Raw genomic sequence first — 18,368 nt, 5'->3', positions numbered from 1 at the left:
CCAAAAAGGCAAAAATCGCCATAAATAGGTAGGTAGGCGCTAACAGCATTATCTTTAACACCCGGTCTTCCGGATCCAGCGAATATTCGATCCCCCACAAGGCAAGCGCAAATGCTGCGACTACTACGAAGACTGTGAGCCAGACTCCTTTACCCGGTTTTGCGCGATATTCCATTTACTCCGTCTCCTTCCAACGCCAATCATACTATATATGGTTACTTATACTCATAAAACCCCCGGCCGCTTTTTTTGCCCAGGTGACCGGCCCTGATCATGGTGGTAAACAACGGGTGAGGGCGATATTTATTGTCTTTAAATTCTTCGCAATGCAGCAACATGGCGTTATAGAGGTTGTCCAGACCGATTACATCAGCTAAGGCCAGCGGTCCAAGTGGAATTCCCAGGCCCGCACAAGCTGTCTGGTCAATATCTTCCCGGGAGGCCAGGTTGTCACCGTAAATGTGAATGGCCTCGTTGATCAGGGATAAAACCATGCGGTTATATAGATAGCCGGGGCTTTCTCTCTTTAGCACCACACTGGTTTTGCCGATGCGGGAGCAGAACTCCCGAGTCGTGGCAATGGTTTCATCTGCTGTTTCCAGGCCCTTTACCAGTTCGACCAGGGGCCGGGTCGGCACCGGGTAAAAGAAATGCATCCCCAGTACTTTGTCAGCTCGATGGGTAGAAGCCGCTATCTCGGTTATGGAAAGGGTGGAGGTATTGGAAGCCAGGATGGTATGCGCAGGGCAAATGCTGTCCATTTGCGTGAAAATCTGCTTCTTGACTGCCATGTTTTCAACTACCGCCTCAATAACCAGATCAGTCTGGCCGGAATGTTCCAAATCAGTGGCGCCTTCAATACGAGCCAAGATCTGTTCCATTTCTTCCTGATTGATTTGGGCGCTATCAACCCGGGCCTGTAAATGCCTTTCGATAGCATTGATCCCATCATCCACCAGCTTTTTCTGGAGGTCGCGCAGGATCACATGATACCCCCCTGCAGCTGCGACCTGGGCAATACCCACCCCCATAATGCCTGCTCCGAGTACGGTTATCGTCTTCACTGCATATTACCCCTTCCGGTTACGTTGCATCGCCAAAGCTGACCCCAATGCCCCGGGCTGCTGAAACCAGATCTCCATTGGGATTAACTTTGCGGATCTCTTTGATGGCATCGGCCAGTGGAACTGATTTTATCTCAGTACCTTGCAGGCTTACCATGGAGCCATATTCACCGTGTATAAAGGATTCTACCGCTGCCACCCCATAGCGGGTTCCCAGGATGCGGTCGAAAGGAATCGGCGAGCCGCCTCTTTGCAGATGGCCCAGAACGGTTACCCGTATTTCCACATTACGCAGTACCTTTCCCAGATCTTCAGCTACCTTGTCACCAATTCCGCCTAAACGAATGGGGTCATGACTGGTAGGAACGTAGTTTTGCACCACCATTTCTCCCCCCACAGGGTAAGCTCCTTCGGCTACCACGATAATGCTGAATTTCTTGCCCTGGCGATACCGCTCCGCTATTTTCTTAAGAATCGCATCTATCGAAAACGGGATCTCGGGAATGAGAATGACGTCGGCACTGCCGGAAATACCAGCATGCAAGGCTATCCAACCGCTGTACCGGCCCATTACTTCCAGAATCATCACCCGGTGATGTGACTCGGCAGTGGTATGTAGCCGGTCCAGGGCCTCCGAAGCTGTATTTACCGCAGTATTGAATCCGAAGGTAACGTCGGTTGCAGAAAGATCATTATCAATGGTTTTAGGGACTCCCACCACGGGGATCCCTTTTGCATAGAACTGGCTGGCGATATTCAGAGTCCCGTCCCCGCCGATTACAATCAAGCCGTCCAGGCCGAGGTTCTGAAGATTGCCAATGGCCCGGTCTGATTCATCGGTTTGATGATGTCCCTCCTGGGTGACAGTAATAAACGAAAACGGGTTATCACGGTTGCTGGTTCCCAGAATAGTGCCGCCGGTATGACTGATACCGGAGACCCGGCGAAGGTCCAGAGACATATAATTATTTTCCACCAGGCCGCGAAAGCCATCCATAAAGCCGACTACTTCTATTCCGTATTTAATGGTGGCTGATTTGGTTATAGCCCGAATTACCGCATTCAATCCGGGACAATCCCCTCCCCCGGTAAGTATGCCGATATGCCTTACCTTAGACATTCAAATACTCTCCTCCTTCAATCGCAGAACCAGGCTCAGGCCATAATAGACAGTAGGTCAGAGCGGCTCTGTCCTTTCTTTATTCTTTGCTGTTATAGATTTTCCCTGTTGTGATTATGGTTTTTCTGTCAAAACAAGAGATACCTGCATAGCAGCCCGATTGCGGATTATATTTAGTGTAATGGTATCCCCCACTTTGTGCTTTTTTAATATTTCCTGAAGTTCATCATAAGTGTTTACCGGGGTTTGATCAATCTGGATGATGACATCATACTGAGTCAAACCCGCTTTGGCGGCCGGTGATCCGCTTTCAACCCCGGCTACAACTATCCCTTTGGCCTCTATCCCCAGAGATTTGGCGATGTCTTCAGTGACCGACTGCAGATAGATGCCTATATAGGGCCTTATTACCTTGCCTTGCTCAATAAGGTCATTTAAGACCTCGCGGACGGTGTTGATGGAGATGGCGAAACCAATGCCTTGAGCCTGGGCATTAACCGCGGTATTAATGCCGACCACCTGCCCGTTAAGGTTTAACAACGGTCCCCCGCTGTTGCCCGGATTAATGGCGGCATCGGTCTGAATAAGATTTTTATAAACCCGGTCCTCAATCTGCATGGGACGGCCTTTGGCGCTGACCAACCCCGCTGTAACGGTATGATCCAGTCCATAAGGATTGCCGATAGCCACTACCCAGTCGCCTACTCTGATACTGTCCGAGTCGCCCAATTCCAGCCAGGAAAATTTCTGATTAGCGGATATCTTTAAGACCGCCAGGTCCAATTCATAATCTTGTCCCACCACTGTCGCTGAATATTTCTCCCCATTGGCAAGATTTACGCTTATGGTTTCGGCCTTATCTATGACATGCTGGTTGGTTACAACATAGCCGTTTTCATTAATAATAACCCCGGTGCCAATAGCTGTCTGAACACTTTGTTGCGGGGAAATGCGGTCTCCAAAAAAGTCGCGGAAAAACGGATCCATAAACGGATTGCCATTGCTTACCTTTGCGCTGGTTTCAACATTAACCACTGCCGGGCTGACTTTGTCCACCATGTCAGCAATGCCGGTAGGGCCAATCAATACCGCTCCCCCTCCGAGGGGGCTGGACTGTGGTAATTGCAACTGATTCTGGGTATTCTGCTGGTCAGCGTCTTTGCCCTTGATACTGTCGGCCAGAAAGAAGCTGCCAAATCCTACGGCGGCAACGATAAGTAAAATAACGATAAACTGAACTGTACGGTTTTGGTTCATCTTTTCCACCTTTCTCTTTTATGTTACCTGCCATCCTTATTATACTAAATATTTGACTTGTCCTGAATAACTTGCTGCAAGGACACAAAATATCGGGATGCAAGGAAGGTGACGGTTGGGGACGGTCCTTTTTGTCACCTGAGTGACAAAAAGGACCGTCCCCAACCGTCACCAAAAGAACCGCCCCGTGTCAACCCCGTCCCCTTCTTCCCATTAGGGCTATTTAGCCAGTACCTCTATTTCTTAGGGAAGCCGGCCAGGTAGAAGCCGAATTCCAGCGGGCGGCGAAAAGTAGCTACTATCGGGTCCGGTTTTGAAAAACTCTCCGTGGTTTTGCGGGGTTTGGAATTTACTTCAATTAAGTAGGGTATCCCGTTTCGGCCCATGCCGATATCCAGACCCATTTCCCCGTACACTCCTTCACACTGGCTTTCCAGCGTCGTTGCCACCGCTTTGCATAATTCCTTGACAGTGATATGCTTTTTCTTGCGCGTGTCCCGGCGGAATAGATGACGCATAATCCTGCTATATTTTTCATAAGTTCCCCCGCTGCTGAGGTTGGCGATATTGCTTCCGCGGGGCGCAAGCCTGGCAAATTTTTTGCCTATCTGCCATTCCCCCGACCCATTCTTCTGATAGATAATGCGGATGTCAAATGTGGATCCGCGATATTTAGCCAGGTCTAATCCTTGCTGAACCAGATAAGGTCTTCCCCTCCTGGCTGCAGCGGTGCGTTCCAATAGTTGATGAGCGCTCTTAACAGGGCCGCGCAAGCGCCTGTAAGGATGAATTATATAATTTATCTGCCCGTTTTGGTTTTTTCTTACATAAATAATGCCTTTTCCCAGGCTGCCATTGCAGGGTTTAAGGAAAAGCACTTTGTATTTTTCCAACATCGACTCTAATTCAGTAAGATTCAATAATCTGGTTTCGGGCAGGTATGGCATTAAATCCGGGTTTTCCGACAAAACTTGGTACACCTGCCATTTATTCAGAAAGGCAGGATTAAAGTATTTCAGATAAGGCAAGTCTAACAGTTTTTTTCTGGCTTCACTCGTTCCCGCCATGGATTCAAGCCTGCGACTGGGAATGCGGTCATAAACCACATCTGGCAGCGGATATGTTGAAGAGGCCCAGTGCCCTCTCTCGGATGGACTATGCCGGTAATTATATCCCTGCACCGTTTTTCTTTCCCAATTAATGCCTTTGGGAGTAAAAACATAAACCTGCCCGGGGAGCCTCTTCCCTAATTGGCTCAGGTAAATCAGTTCGGCCTGAATGCTTTTCGGATCGGGGTTTAAGCGGTTGGGCAGGCCGGTGGCCAGAATCCCTACCGTCGGTCCCAAATGAATCATTTGTTCTTCACTATCATAACGGAGGCGCAGTTTATGCCCTTTTTTAAGGTATAAAGCCTTGACCAGCTCCGGTGACAGCAAATAGCCGCTTTTCCCCGTTGTTGAAAAGACCATTTTGGTGGAGACCAACCGGCACCCTACCCTGACGGTAACCGTATCCATATGGGGTATCTGGTATCGGTTGCGCAAGTTGTGGCCAATTATGATCCGGCCGGTAATAATGTTCATATATCTGTCCTCTCTATCAAGCATATATTTACGTCGGCTGCCAGAATGCTATGAAACCGACGGGCTCCCTTCAAACCCGGCCATATAGCGGGCATACAGAAGTGGTTTTATGATGGTCATCATTCGCGTCCGATTTTGGCGCAATAAACTGAATACCTGCCGGCCCGGTTTTAGATTGGCCTCGATAAACCATATCTGGCCTTCGCGATCCACGCCTATATCCACACCCATTTCGCCGACCGGACCAATTGTTTTTTCGAGTGTTCGCGCCGCTTCCAGGGCAACATAGCGAATGGATTCCATAATTTCATTGGCCTTTTCTTCGCTGTGGAAACGGGAGCGCAGCACTTGGCTGACCTTAAGGGCATAGCCCCCTGAGCTGATATTGCTGGTTATGGCCCCGTTTCTGCCCACGCGGCAGGCCATACCGGTAATTGACGATTCACCGGTGTGATCCTTTTGAATCAAGACCCGGACATCCAGTATATTGCCACCGCTGCGGATCAAATTGATCTGCTTCTGCACTATATAGTGGCGGCGCCCCATGATACCGTGCAGCTTCCGTCTCAGGGCGGCCATAGAACTGGCGCTGCCGCGGAAAACCCCTTCACTGCGGCGGTACTGATAAATATAGCGCTTGGATCCGGGTCTTTTCACAACTTTAATAATATTGCGCCCCAGCGATCCGTTAACGGGCTTAATGTATACCCCATGATATTTGTTCATCATGGCGTCGACCTGTTTCAAACTGTTTATTAACTCGGTGTCGGGAATATGATTGACCAGTTCGGGATGCTCGCTAAGGATTTTATATGTTTGCCACTTGCCTATTAACGGGGGATTGGAAATTGCCACCCCATGAGATTGCAAGCCCCGGCGCGCCCGGTAATTACCGCCCGAGTAGCCTTTGTGACGGGGATATACGGCATCGGGCATGGGGAAGGTTGCTCTAACCCAGCGGCCTCCGGCATAGGTCCAACCGCTAACGGTGTTGCTTTGCCAGTGAATACCGCTTGTATTGAAACCGAAGCAGATTTGCCCCAGACGGCGCGCATGAATGATCATTTGTCTGAAAAAATTCGACTGCCCGTAAAATGGCCTGTTGGGATCTCCACTACTCTCAGACAGGATCCCTACCACCGGTCCCAGTTTAATTTCGCCCTCTCCAATGTAGAACCCATATTTTCGGCCGGAAGACAGGCAGAGGCGGCGCATGGTGGAGGGATTCAGTGATATAAGGTCTGTATTTTTCACCTTTTGATTTATTTTCGGTTTGAGGGTTTTCCGAAGTTGACCTACCTTGAGGATTAGTTGGGGCAGGTCCTCGGTATCATAATCATTAGCCAGTTTAGAACTAATCAAAACTGTATCTGCCGCGAGACGTGGATTCGAGACAACTGTAACCATTTTGAATTGTTTCATGCTTTATCTCCATTACAAAAGTTTTGTATCATATAATATGAGTACTGCGCTACTTTTGCTAACCATGCTCCATTTTAGGAATAATAATATCTGTATGGTTGACGATACTATAAAAGTTCTTGAGGGGGGTTATTGTGCTATTAATCAGCGCGTGTCTTTGCGGTCTCGAATGCAAATACGACGGGAGCAGCAACCCGCACCAGGTTTTCGCAGAGATGTTGCGGGCCGGCCGGGTTATCCCAATCTGCCCTGAGCAATTAGGCGGCCTTGCCACTCCCCGTGAACCGGCAGAGATATCGGGGGGCGCCGGGAAAGAGGTCTTGCGGGGGCAAGCCCGGGTATTGAACAAATCCGGCGCGGATGTCAGCGCTGCTTTTGTAAGAGGTGCGGAGCAGACCCTGAAGATTGCGCAAGCAGTAAATCCTTCCTTGATCATATTGAAAAGCCGCAGTCCTTCCTGCGGGGTAGGCAGCGTCTATGACGGCAGTTTCTCGGCCAAGCTTCAGACCGGTGACGGGGTGACAGCCGCACTGCTCAAGAAGCACGGCTTTGCCGTTATCGATGACGAAGCTTACCTGCAGCGGGAATCAAACTAAAATGAACTAAAGGAGACGTTATGAAAGCTATCAGCCTTTTTTCAGGAGGCCTGGATTCGCAATTAGCCTGTCAGCTTATTAGAAGGCAGGGTATCGAGGTAATAGCGGTTTGTTTTCAAACCCCGTTCTTCGGCAGCAATCCTTCTATCCAGACTAGTGCCGCCCGTCTGGGTATCGATCTGCATCTTCTGGAAATCAGCGACGAATATATGAGCGACATTCTTCTCAAGCCCCGCTACGGATATGGCAAGAATTTCAACCCCTGCATCGACTGCCACGGTTTTATGCTGCGCAAAGCCGGGGATCACATGAAGGAGACCGGGGCGTCTTTTCTTATAACCGGCGAAGTTCTGGGGCAGCGTCCTATGAGCCAGAACAAATCTTCACTGGGGCTGGTTGAAAAACTGTCTGGTTACCCGGGTTTAATTGTACGGCCGCTGTCGGCAAAGCTGCTGCCCCCCACTATTCCGGAGCGGGAAGGTTGGATAGACAGAGAGCAGCTTTTAGATATCAGCGGGCGCGGCAGAACCCGCCAGATGGCCCTGGCCGAAGAGTTCGGGATCACAGATTATCCTTCACCGGCGGGAGGGTGCCTTTTAACCGAGCCGGGCTTCGCGCGGCGTTTAAAAAGGCTGCTGGAATACCGTAACCTTCCGACCCGGTCCGATACCGAGCTGTTGAAGACCGGCCGCCATTTTTATGTGGCCTCCGGCACATTGCTGGTGGTGGGCCGCAACCATTCCGAAAATGAACAGCTGAAGCGTTTGGCTATAGAAGGCGATGTCTTGATCAAAATGGCCCAACGGCCCGGCCCTACCGGCCTGCTGCGCATATATCAACCCGGAACCCCGGATATGGCATATGCGGCCTCTATCGTGGCCCGCTACAGCGATGCCAAGTCCCTGCCGGAAGCCGATGCCAAAATCTTGGATCATGAGGATAATCTGCTGTCACAGATTACCGTAATGCCATTATCCCCCGAACTTACGCCTGCTATGGTGTAAGCCGTCAAAGCTTAAACTTAACCGGGTGCCCGGCACCCGGTTTATTATGGCTTATTCTCCCGCACTATTGGCCTTAAGACTATTTTGCAGATACGACGCCCAGTCAGGATTGCACTCCAGCCAGGCGGCCAGGCGCGCCAAGCACAAGACGGTATTCGAACTCAAATTGTGTTCTATCTTTTCGGTCTCAACCAACACATTTTCGGTGACGCCAATCATTTTCAAGAATTTCTCAATGATATGATGCCTCTCCAGCAAATAGGCCCCCAGTTCCGCTCCCTGCTGATTGAGGGCAATTACGCCATATTTTTTGTACTCAATATATCCCATTTCGGCCAATTTCTGTATCATGCTGCTGGCTGACGGCGGCTGCACATGCAGGGCTGAAGCTATATCACTAATTCTGGTATAGCCCTTTTTCCGGGCCAACCGGAATGTCATTTCCAGGTAATCCTCCATGCTGGCTGTAAGCTGGCGGTTTTTTTCGATCAGTTCATACCCTCTAATGGTACGGAACTCGTCATTATCTTGGTGCATATCGGGCCTCCGCTATGGATTATCCTGTTTCATCTTATGCTTTTGCCAACCGGAATAGTAGAGCGGGACATTAACTGGTCTGTTCGGCCAGTTCCACTGCTTCGGCTGAAGCAGATGTCCTTTTGCGTTCGGCGATCAATTGATACAGGGAAGTTAAGCCCAACCCGAGGAAAACGAAGCCAGCCACACGGTTGATGACCGCAGGTGTGATATGACGGGCCAGGGCCAGCCCGATGGTCACTTCCACCAGTACACATAATGTTAACGCCAGGGCACTGGCAAAGAAAATAGTCCAGCGTTTATCCGGTTTATTACTGGTAAATAAGAGTACCGCCAACTGGGTCTTATCCCCCAATTCACAGAGAATAATAATGATATAAGTGGTCAACCAGGTCAGAAACTTTATGCTCACAACTTCACCTTCCTCTTTAAGTGATAGCGATGTTTCCAATTACCCCGAATACCAGCAGAACGCCCAGGGTAAGAAAAACCACCGCTGAAATCATCTTGATGGTTTCCGGCTTTAAAAATCTGGCTATAGATGAACCGATGATAACCTCAATAAATGAAGTGCAGATTAAAGCCGTGGCCGATCCCAAGGCCACCCAGAACACATATAGAGGCTTGGCGCTGGCCAGCAGCAAGGTGCTGATCTGGGTCTTATCCCCCATTTCAGATAGAAATACCAGCCCCAGAGTAGAAAAAAACAAACGCCATTCCACTCTATCAAGCACATTTTTTAACAGCCTGCATCCCTCCTTCACGACACCGGGGCCCATAAATTTATGGGCTGCTTAACTTGTTAGCCCCGGCTTATCTATCCTATTCTGAGAGGCACGATGCTGTTACAAAAAAGCGAGGGACGTAAATTTTTGTATCCCCTAAGGAAACAAAATTACGTCCCTTTGCTTCTGCAGCCCTCATTGCTTGGTTTTAATCCATGAATATCTTCTTCCACAACAGTCAGTATCGCTGCAACCGCATAGTCTACACTTATTATTTCGGTATCCCACATAGCCCCACCTGAAGTACGCGGAATGAACCCATATTTATATTTCAGCCTCGAGATCAATCAAAATTTCCTTGTCTATTATTAAAATTGGTGATATAGAATCATTATTTGTTTAATTGACTATATTTTGTCGAGACCGCCCGGGCTGTGATTAAGCGCCGGTACAACGCCTGGTGCAGTTCGGCGATGTGATCCCAGTCAAATTTTTGCCCCAATTGCCTGCAGCGCTCTGAAATGCTTTGATGGGTCTCAGGATCGAGCAGCTCGCCAATGTATTGAATATATTCCTCAACCTTGCCGGCAAAATAAATATTATATCCATGAATCAAATCGTCCGGAGTCTCGGCGGAACTGGTGGTTATCACCGGCACTCCGTTGACCAGGGCTGCTAAGAGCGATCCCCGCCTATAGCTGGCCCCATCACTGAACGGCAATATACAAACCAGGGACTCGTACAACAGACGGGCCACCTCTTCAGGAGAACTCCCCAGGACCCATTCGATATTTAAATCCCGGGCGTCTTTTCTGAGACATTCGAAATAGGGCAGATAAGCGGGATGAACATTGCCCACTATGCGGAATCTGAGCTGTGGCCCGAATGTAAGCCTGGACTGGCGGGCAACCTCGATAAATGTATCGATGCCTTTGTTGGGATAGATCAGGCCAAAATGGGTACAGACAGGCAACGAACTTGTGCCGGCAGTCACAGCCGCCCGGGGTATATTGCTCGCTATGGGGATCACGCTTATCTTATCTCTCAGGGGATAAAACCAGACTCTACGGAGGTAGCCGGCTTGGGCGGAGGTGGTGGTGAGAATATGCACACAGAAATTGAAGGCCAACAGGCTGATCCGTCTCAAGATGTGGGCTTTCTTAGATTCATGCACGGTCACTATTACGTTGCGGCCTTTTAGTCTGCCATATACCGCTGCCGCATGCGGACCGAGCCGATGCCCAAAACCAATGGTCGGGTACTGAAAATGAATGATATCGGGCTGGAAATCAGCGATGGCGTGCCGCAAGGCGGTTATGGCACACAGCGGCGACCAGGAAGACGCTCTTTGCTCTAAGACAGCCGGACCTGGAACAGGCGTCGGCGAGGTGTCTGTCGAACAGAGCACCATTACCTCTACAGCCTGTTTTTCAAGTGCTTGCACCAAATTATAAGTATAGTCTCCTACCCCGCAAACATCCGGCGGGTAGGAGCCGCTGATCATCAGCACTTTCAACGCTGTTCACCTCGCCCGCTGCCATTGTGTCCCTTTTAAGCTTTCCAGTCGCTTAAGTCTTGGTGCAGTAAGCTTTCCAGCATCTCAATCTCCCCCAAGAAATCCGCGCCAGCATAGCCGGCAAGCCGAAGCAAAAAAACAGGCTCACCGCCCCTTCGGTCCGGGGCTCTCCCCTGCCTCTTCTAATCAAAAATGGATAAATCAATCTGCTCGAACATCTGGCGGTAGCCTTCTTTGTCGGGATGCCCGCCGTCAAGCAGGAGCAGTTCGGTTTTTACCCCGCCGTCCTGATCATAAAAGGCCTGGTGAAACGGGATCAAAGCGATATTGTTTGCGCGGGCGTAATCGGCCATCCATTCACGTATCCTGATCAAGAGCACTTCCCAGAAGGGATCGTCCACCGCGGTGGGTGTGCCCAGAATAACCTTGATGCCGTTGGCTTGAGCGGTTGCCGCCATTTCGCGGATATTCCAGGTTATGCGGTCAAAGGATTCCCCGCAGAACACATCATTTATGCCCCCGGAAATTACCACATGAGTGGGCCGGCAGTTCAAAACCGCCCTGTCAAAACGCCTCAGCATGTCGCCGGTGGTATTGCCGTTCATGCCCTTGTTTATCAGCTCGGCATCCAGCACCAGCTCCAACCTGTTTACCCAGGACTCGGAGGGTCCCCAGGGAAAGCCCCAGGTTATGCTGTCCCCCAAAAATACTATCTTTTTGCGCTGTGTCGTCAAGATCTTCACCTCAATTTCGGGAGAGAAATGGGGCAACAGCGCCGCCCCGGTTAAGGTCAGTCATAGCTACTGCTGGGTCAAAGTTTCCAGCCTTCTGATAACATCATTGAGCTGATTCAGGCTTTCCCCATATCCGGCCCAATCCCCGGTCTGCAGCTTTTGCTGGGCCTGATTATAGAACTCCCGGGCTTGCGCCGCCAGGCTTTGCACCGTATCCTGACCGGCCGGCGGCTGTTCGCTGGGCGTGGCAGGCGTACCCGGCTGCTGGACTTGATCCCCGAAAAGTCTGACCAGGGCCTGATCCAGGCTGGGCTCCATCACTATGCTGTTGCCAAAGGCCACCACCACACGTTTTAGCTCAGGCAATTGGCTGTTCTCAGCCTGCAAATAAATCGGTTCCACATACAGCACGGCATTATCGAAGGGGATGACGATGAGATTGCCGCGATATACCCTGGAGCCGCTTTGATTCCACAAGGTCAGCTGCTGCGAAATCACGGTATCCTGGGTTATTCGCGCCTCTATCTGCTCGGGGCCGAAAATGGTCTCCTGCTTATTGAACTCGTAGACCAGAAGATTACCATAATTATCGCCGTCCATACGGGCTGCCATCCAGCCGATCATATTGGGCCGATTCTTGGGGGTAAAAGGCATCATCAACACATATTCAGGCTTTTCCTCATCGGGGAAGCGCATGATGATATAATAGGGCTCCATATCCACCTGCTGATCGCCCACGACTTCCTTGGGGATCAGCCAGGGATCTTCTTTGTTATAGAACACATTGGGGTCCAACATATGGAAGTTGCGATACATGGCCGCCTGGGCCTTAAACAGGTCTTCCGGGTAGCGCAGATGGCTCTTGAGCCCGGCAGGCATCGCCTCCAGGGGTTGATAAACACCCGGGAATATGGCGGCATAGGTCTTGATAATGGGATCCTCGGCATCAGCGATATAGAAGCGCGTTTCGCCGCTATAGGCGTCAATGGTCACCTTGACGGCATTGCGGATATAGTTGTTGCCATTGCCCCCTGGATAGGGTTCTGAATAGGGATAGTAATTGGTGGCGGTATACGCGTCGATAATCCAATACAATCTGCCGTCATCATTCAAGACTATATAGGGATCATGGTCATACTGCAGGTAAGGGGCGATGGCGCGCACCCTCTGATCGATCTGCCGCCCCATCAATACCTGGCTGTCGCTGACGATATCGCTGGACAGCAGCATCTTATAGTCTTTCATGACCCAGCTCAAGAGCAGGCGGCGGGGATAGGAACCGATTTTGATGCCGTCCTGCCCTTCATAGGTAGAAAAGATATTTTTATCTCCCATGGGATAATCAAATTCCGGTTGTTTAGTGTTCACTATTACCGTGTTATTGGTGCGCTCCCCGAAATAGATCTCCGGGCGGGTGACGGTAATGCCTTCTGCGGTGCGCGGCGGAATATCCTGAATAAGGAATTGCGGGAAGCCTTCCTGCGCGATTTCAGTGACCGGGCTCATCAGCAGCCCATAACCATGGGTGTACATCAGTGTCTGGTTAACCCAGGTCTTAGCATCCTCCGAAAGCTGGGCCTGGTCGATCTCCCGGACCGACACCATCACCTGGCGATACTCGCCGTTAATAGTGTAGCGATCCACATCCACATCATGGAATACATAATAGCCTCTCAACTGCTGCAAATTCTGATAAGTGATCATCAAGGGCTGCCAGTCCCATATGCGTATATTGGAGATAATACCCTGGTCCTCGGCGTTGTTGATATCCAGGGTATAAGTGTTGGTAAAAGGTTTGATTTTCGCTCTGTCAAGCGCGTAAGCATTACGGGTACCCTGGATAGCATTTTGAATATACGGAGTTTCACGGTTGAATTCGTTGGGCTGCACCACCAGTTTTTGAATAATGGATGGATAGATGCTGCCCATCACCACAGAAATGACCAGCCAGGCGCCCAGGCTTATCAGAATCCAGTTCACTTTTCTGATCCATAGATTGGCCAGAATAATCAGGCCCACAATAAGGGAAATAATCATTAAAGCTTGATAGGCCGGCAGGGTGGCGTGAACATCCGTATAGGTGGCTCCCCAAACGATCCCGGAGGGTGAGAACAGGACTCCGTAGGCATCGAGCCGATACCCCCAGGCCTTCAGCAGCAAAATCAAAGCGATCAAAACGGCCAGGTGGCTCTTGGCGGTGGTGAACTGCCGCCAGTCTCCCAACAGGAGATCGGCGGAGGCGTTGATAACGTAAATTACACCAACCATTATGATGGTCAAAACCAGGGTGAGCATCAGAATGGCATAAACATCATGGTATAAACTGAGATTGAAAAAATAGAAACTCAGGTCTTTGTTAAAAATAGGATCCGCCAGGCCTACCGGGACGCGGTGGAGAAACTGCTGCACGGGAAGCCATTTTCCGCTGCCGGAGGCACTGACCAGCAAGGCGCCGAAAACGCTCAGGCCCAGGAAAAACCATTTTGCCATGGGGCCGCTTAAAAAGTCCCGCCAGGGCGACAAGGGGATCTGATCCAAATAGATAATATCCCGGCCGTCTTCGGTGTTGTCAGGACGTTCCGTCTCCCTCAGGTGGCGACGGGTAATCTGCAGGTTGATAAAAAAGAATACAAACGACATTACAAACAGAATCAGATACAATCCCACTTGATTGGATATCATGGTGATAAACACACCGGCATAATTAATGGAATCGAACCACAGCCACTGTACATAAAGCCCTGCCAGGGCAGATAATACTCCCAGTACAATCAGCAGCAGGAATAGTTTAGTGCTGCTCTTCATAGAGCGCATTAGGCCTTCCCCCTTTCGGTCACCTCAACGACAATCTTTCTTTATTATATCTTGTCTCAATATATAAAAAACCCCTGTACTAGTTAAACTCTCCCACATATCATGGATGCAGTAGCCGGGGCCCGCATATCAACAATCAGTCAAAAACCCGCAGGACTTCATAGGCGGTATCCCGCAATGCCGGGGTGCGCCCCGCCTGGTGAATCAGTTCCAGCATACTGTCCAGCTGCATCATATAATTTACGCCGGCCATTGAGGCCATATTCTCATCCAGCATCAAACTGCCCAGGTCATCGGCGCCGAAGCCGAGCGTATTTGGCCCCACCGGTTCGCCATGGGCGAAGCAATAACCCTGTATATGATCGAAATTGTCCAAATACAGGCGGGATAAGGCCAGAAATCTCAGGTAATCAGAAGACGACAGCTTTTCCCCCTGCAGCTCATTGCTGCCAGGTTGATAGGTCCAGGCAATAAAAGCCCTGAATCCCCGAGTTTCATCCTGTAAATTCCGAATCTCGCGCAAATGGGCCAGGCGCTGCTCCGGGTTTTCCACGGTGCCCATCATCATTGTAGCAGTGCTTTTAATGCCCAGCCGGTGGGCTGTGCGCATTACCTCCAGCCAGGCCGCGGTATTGATCTTGTTGGGGCTGATCTGGCTTCTAACCGCATCGTGCAATATATCCGCACCGCCCCCGGGTATGGAGTCCAGGCCTGCTTTCTTTAACCTCAGGAGCGCATCTGCAACGGTCAAACCGGAGTTTTGCGCAATGAACGCCACCTCCGGCGGGGTCAAGGAATGTATGGTCAGGCCGTAACGGCCTTTGATTTCCTTAAACATGTCCTCAAAAAACTCGATTTTTAGATCCTCGTTCAACCCCCCCTGCAAAACCACTTGAGTTGCGCCAATTTCCATGGCCTCCATCACTTTGCCGAACAAGGTAGCCTTATCGATGACATAGGCGTCACAGTCGCTTTTACTGCGGTAAAAAGTGCAAAACTTACATTTGCAGGAACATATGTTGGTGTAATTGATTTTCCTGTCAATGATGAAGGTGATGAGGTCGTCTTGAAATATCCTGTCCCTGGCCTGGCAGGCGGCCTGACCGATAGCATCCAGGTCCCCATGTTCAAAAATAAAGGTAAATTCCTCGTCGGTCATGCGTCGTCCCGCAGCCACTTCGCTCAAAATACTCTTGCTGTCCAAGGCCACACCGTCTTTCCTACTATACTCCGGGTATTAAGTTGATGATATTTTCAGGTTGAATTGTTTTAAGACATTAAATCAATCCTAAAAATAGACCTCCCTGATCCCGGCCGGCATACTTTGACAAATCCTGGCTAAAATCAGGGTTTTGCAGTGATTCTATTTTATTATCGCATGCGTTGTTTTCTATTTGAAGGTCTTTTCTTAAATGCGGCCGGGTCAAATTCCTCGACAAAAGTCAAAGCCCACTCCAGGCGACGTATAATCTCGTCCGTACTGCCCTGGCCGGTATAAATCAACGGCTGACAGCTGAACTTCTCAATAAAGACCCACAGCTCCAGAGCGGTTTCCTCCAGCTCTATCAAGCCTTGTTCGGCCTTGTCATTATCCCCGGCGTCCATCAATTCTTTCAGCTTCGTAATCTGTTGGCAAATCTCTTCCAGGGTTTCATTTATAATACCTGCGGGCAGGAAGTTAGTCATGCAAACAAAAACTCCTGATTATTGGTATTATATATTTCGTCATATTGAAAGAAACTTCCTTTTTGATGATGTCGAAAAATAAAAGGGGCAGCGTCCCTCAGAGCGGGGTTGAACTGCCCTGTTTCATGCCTAAAACAACTATCGTCAAAAGCTGGCGGCCGGGTCTACTTAATGCCCTTGGCGCCGCCTTTGCCCTTCATGGCCAGAATGTTGGTTTCATAGGAAAACACCAGATTATCCCGTTCCCGGGTGCGTTTCAAAGCCAGTTGGATCAATTCTTCGGTCAATTCCGTAAAGGATTTGCCGGAAGCCTCCCAGAGATAGAAAGAAAGCGACCCCGGGATGGTATTGATTTCATTTACATAGACCTGGTCCAAATCGGTGTCAATCAGAAAATCTATGCGCGATACCCCGCTGCAGTCCAGCACATGAAAGGTTTTAACCGCCAACTCCTGAATTAAAGCGGTTTTTTCCGCGGAAATGTTGGCTGGAAGCTGTCTGGCAGCGCCGCTCATGCCTTTGCCGCCTTCACTCATGTATTTGTCTTTGTAGCTCAAGATTTGCTCAGTGCTCACCGGTTCCTCACAAACCGAGGGGACCGCTTTCTCATAATCCCCCAGTACCGAGCAGTTTATCTCCCTGAGGCTGACCACTTTGTGCTCCACGATGATGCGATTGGAGAAGCTCGAGGCCAGGTCCAGGGCATCCTCCAGTTCTTCCCGGTCGGCGGCCGTGGTTATACCCACACTGGAGCCGGAATTGGCCGGTTTCACTATTAGCGGGTAAGCCAGACGGGACTCGATCTCCTCATAGATGCCGGCCGGGTCCGAAAACCAGCGCTTGGAATAAAACCATACATAGTCCAAAACCGGCAAACCGGCCTCTTTCAAGACCATGCGCATAGCGATCTTATCCATGCCCAGGGCTGATGATAAAACATTACAGCCCGCATAAGGAAGATCCAGCATCTCCAGATAACCCTGCAAGGTGCCATCCTCCACATTGGTGCCATGCACCACCGGCAGGGCTACGTCCAGCGTCCCCAGCCGGCCTTTGCGAAACATGCTGCCGGGGTATTCGGTGATCACTTTCTCTCCATTGTGGTTGCTGATCACAATCTGTTTGGATCGATTTAATAAACGATCCAGGTCCCTGTAATTCTGAATGTCAGTTAATGCCTCGCCGGTGTAAAATTGGCCCCGCTTAGTTATGTAAACCGGTACCACATTGTATTTATTGCGGTCAATGCTGTGGATTACCTGCAAGGCTGATATGATTGAAATCTCATGTTCAACCGACCTGCCTCCGAAAAAAACACCCACATTAATCTTCACCATTTCATCTCCTTTACTCGTTGTATGTATCGGGCAGATCGTTCTCGAATAAGACCACACTGCCCGGTCTGGCGATAAGGCTTAGGTGTTGTAAGGCCTGGTTTAAGTTCCGGGCCACAAGATACTGATCAGGCGGATAATGGGCCTCCTTAAAGGCTTCTTGTATGGGCTGGGTCTGGCGCGGCCCCACCAGTATGACATAATCGCAAACTTCGGCCGCCGCCCGGCCAAACTCGAAATTCAGCTCATATTCCCTGCTCCCCAGTTCCACCATACCCGGGGTTATCATTATCTTGAAGCTCCCTTCCATTTTTGAAAGAACCTCCAAAGCCATTTTAGAGCCCACCGGATTGGAATTGAAGGCGTCATCTATGATCAGATAATCCTTGCCGCGCTTCATCTCCAGGCGATGTTCAACCGGGGCCAGATTGCGGACTGCCAGGGCGATAGTTGCCATATCCATCCCCAACTCATAGGCAACCGCTGTAGCCGCCAGGATGTTATATATATTGTGTCTTCCCAGCAGACGGGTGCGGAATACCCCCTGCTGCCCCTTGCGGCTGCAGACGGTGAATACTGAACCCCGCGAATCATATTGGATGGACCCGGCCCGATAATCCAAGTCTTCTGATAATATACCATAGCGAACATAACGGATGCCCGGCACCGTCGGCAGGGAGCGGATGTTTTCATCATCCCAGTTGACAAAAGCGATGCCGCCTTCTCTTAGCGACTGAATAAGTTCGAACTTGGTGCGCTTGATGTTGGCCAGATCTTTAAAAGTTTCAAGGTGCTGCTCGCCAATTGAGGTTAAAATGCCCATAGAGGGATGGACCAGATCGCAGATCTCTTTTATGTCGCCTTTTTTGCGGGCTCCCATTTCCACAATATAGATCTCATCGGTCGATTTCAGCCTGGTACGGGTGGTGAGAATGACTCCCATGGTGGTATTGTAGCTCTCCGGGGTGGCCAGGAC

Annotated in this window: 17 protein-coding genes; 2 read left to right on the top strand and 15 right to left on the bottom strand. The window is 50.2% G+C overall.

Translation table 11 applies throughout. The annotated features are described in order from the left end of the window. Window positions 1–215: 215 nt before the first annotated feature. The 5 genes from B3W37_RS01520 to B3W37_RS01500 all read right to left on the bottom strand — a co-directional run bounded on the left by B3W37_RS01520 (window position 216) and on the right by B3W37_RS01500 (window position 6,446). A complete protein-coding gene (locus B3W37_RS01520; RefSeq protein WP_483171009.1) occupies window positions 216–1,064 on the bottom strand; it encodes a 3-hydroxyacyl-CoA dehydrogenase family protein in 849 nt (282 codons plus the stop codon). Window positions 1,065–1,083: 19 nt separating this feature from the next. Beyond that, entirely contained in the window at window positions 1,084–2,184 is a 1,101-nt protein-coding gene (locus tag B3W37_RS01515; protein WP_481039131.1) for a 6-phosphofructokinase, read from the bottom strand. 114 nt (window positions 2,185–2,298) lie between these two features. Then, a complete protein-coding gene (locus tag B3W37_RS01510; protein WP_483171007.1) occupies window positions 2,299–3,441 on the bottom strand; it encodes a S1C family serine protease in 1,143 nt (380 codons plus the stop codon). 236 nt (window positions 3,442–3,677) lie between these two features. Next, window positions 3,678–5,024, bottom strand: a complete 1,347-nt coding sequence (locus B3W37_RS01505) for a YheC/YheD family endospore coat-associated protein (protein WP_483174571.1) — start codon at window positions 5,022–5,024, stop codon at window positions 3,678–3,680. Window positions 5,025–5,072: 48 nt separating this feature from the next. After that, window positions 5,073–6,446 (bottom strand): YheC/YheD family endospore coat-associated protein, encoded by a 1,374-nt coding sequence (locus B3W37_RS01500; RefSeq protein ID WP_483174570.1) that lies wholly within the window; start codon window positions 6,444–6,446, stop codon window positions 5,073–5,075. 134 nt (window positions 6,447–6,580) lie between these two features. Here B3W37_RS01500 and B3W37_RS01495 point away from each other — a divergent pair, with 134 nt between their 5' ends. After that, the gene (locus B3W37_RS01495; protein WP_483171002.1) at window positions 6,581–7,042 is read left to right on the top strand and encodes a 2-thiouracil desulfurase family protein; all 462 of its coding nucleotides are present in this window, start codon (window positions 6,581–6,583) and stop codon (window positions 7,040–7,042) included. A 20-nt stretch (window positions 7,043–7,062) separates the two neighbouring features. Then, a complete protein-coding gene (locus tag B3W37_RS01490; protein ID WP_483171001.1) occupies window positions 7,063–8,046 on the top strand; it encodes a tRNA 4-thiouridine(8) synthase ThiI in 984 nt (327 codons plus the stop codon). Window positions 8,047–8,097: 51 nt separating this feature from the next. On the opposite strand, the gene B3W37_RS01485 is transcribed toward B3W37_RS01490, so the two are convergent. The 10 genes from B3W37_RS01485 to B3W37_RS01440 all read right to left on the bottom strand — a co-directional run. Then, entirely contained in the window at window positions 8,098–8,583 is a 486-nt protein-coding gene (locus tag B3W37_RS01485; RefSeq protein ID WP_483171000.1) for an iron dependent repressor, metal binding and dimerization domain protein, read from the bottom strand. A 70-nt stretch (window positions 8,584–8,653) separates the two neighbouring features. Beyond that, entirely contained in the window at window positions 8,654–8,995 is a 342-nt protein-coding gene (locus tag B3W37_RS01480; RefSeq protein ID WP_483170999.1) for a TMEM165/GDT1 family protein, read from the bottom strand. 16 nt (window positions 8,996–9,011) lie between these two features. After that, window positions 9,012–9,317, bottom strand: a complete 306-nt coding sequence (locus B3W37_RS01475) for a TMEM165/GDT1 family protein (protein ID WP_481039113.1) — start codon at window positions 9,315–9,317, stop codon at window positions 9,012–9,014. Between the two features lie 382 nt (window positions 9,318–9,699). Continuing rightward, complete coding sequence (locus B3W37_RS01470; protein ID WP_483171021.1) at window positions 9,700–10,818, bottom strand: glycosyltransferase; 1,119 nt, start codon at window positions 10,816–10,818, stop codon at window positions 9,700–9,702. Window positions 10,819–11,006: 188 nt separating this feature from the next. Beyond that, a complete protein-coding gene (locus B3W37_RS01465; protein WP_483174569.1) occupies window positions 11,007–11,558 on the bottom strand; it encodes an SGNH/GDSL hydrolase family protein in 552 nt (183 codons plus the stop codon). 66 nt (window positions 11,559–11,624) lie between these two features. Then, the gene (locus B3W37_RS01460; RefSeq protein ID WP_483174568.1) at window positions 11,625–14,372 is read right to left on the bottom strand and encodes a UPF0182 family membrane protein; all 2,748 of its coding nucleotides are present in this window, start codon (window positions 14,370–14,372) and stop codon (window positions 11,625–11,627) included. 136 nt (window positions 14,373–14,508) lie between these two features. Further along, the gene (locus B3W37_RS01455) at window positions 14,509–15,582 is read right to left on the bottom strand and encodes a CofH family radical SAM protein (protein WP_483170996.1); all 1,074 of its coding nucleotides are present in this window, start codon (window positions 15,580–15,582) and stop codon (window positions 14,509–14,511) included. Between the two features lie 161 nt (window positions 15,583–15,743). Next, window positions 15,744–16,058, bottom strand: coding sequence for a hypothetical protein (locus B3W37_RS01450; RefSeq protein ID WP_483170995.1), 315 nt, complete (start codon window positions 16,056–16,058; stop codon window positions 15,744–15,746). A 164-nt stretch (window positions 16,059–16,222) separates the two neighbouring features. Beyond that, window positions 16,223–17,395 carry a D-alanine--D-alanine ligase family protein gene (locus B3W37_RS01445; protein ID WP_483174567.1) on the bottom strand — a complete coding sequence of 391 codons (1,173 nt, stop codon included), beginning with the start codon at window positions 17,393–17,395 and terminating at the stop codon, window positions 16,223–16,225. Between the two features lie 10 nt (window positions 17,396–17,405). Continuing rightward, window positions 17,406–18,368: Mur ligase family protein (locus tag B3W37_RS01440; protein WP_483174566.1), on the bottom strand; the 963-nt coding region annotated here is incomplete at its 5' end.

This window comes from Syntrophomonas sp. UBA5494, assembly GCF_002426325.1.
The sequence above is the reverse complement of the archived record's forward strand: the minus strand, read 5'-3'. Positions and strand labels throughout refer to the sequence as shown.

Excerpts from the sequence above, each read along its gene's own strand:
- B3W37_RS01515 (WP_481039131.1), bottom strand. The coding sequence starts at position 2,184 with ATGTCTAAGGTAAGGCATATCGGCATACTTACCGGGGGAGGGGATTGT.
- B3W37_RS01510 (WP_483171007.1), bottom strand. The coding sequence starts at position 3,441 with ATGAACCAAAACCGTACAGTTCAGTTTATCGTTATTTTACTTATCGTT.
- B3W37_RS01505 (WP_483174571.1), bottom strand. The coding sequence starts at position 5,024 with ATGAACATTATTACCGGCCGGATCATAATTGGCCACAACTTGCGCAAC.
- B3W37_RS01500 (WP_483174570.1), bottom strand. The coding sequence starts at position 6,446 with ATGAAACAATTCAAAATGGTTACAGTTGTCTCGAATCCACGTCTCGCG.
- B3W37_RS01490 (WP_483171001.1), top strand. The coding sequence starts at position 7,063 with ATGAAAGCTATCAGCCTTTTTTCAGGAGGCCTGGATTCGCAATTAGCC.
- B3W37_RS01485 (WP_483171000.1), bottom strand. The coding sequence starts at position 8,583 with ATGCACCAAGATAATGACGAGTTCCGTACCATTAGAGGGTATGAACTG.
- B3W37_RS01460 (WP_483174568.1), bottom strand. The coding sequence starts at position 14,372 with ATGCGCTCTATGAAGAGCAGCACTAAACTATTCCTGCTGCTGATTGTA.
- B3W37_RS01450 (WP_483170995.1), bottom strand. The coding sequence starts at position 16,058 with ATGACTAACTTCCTGCCCGCAGGTATTATAAATGAAACCCTGGAAGAG.
- B3W37_RS01445 (WP_483174567.1), bottom strand. The coding sequence starts at position 17,395 with ATGGTGAAGATTAATGTGGGTGTTTTTTTCGGAGGCAGGTCGGTTGAA.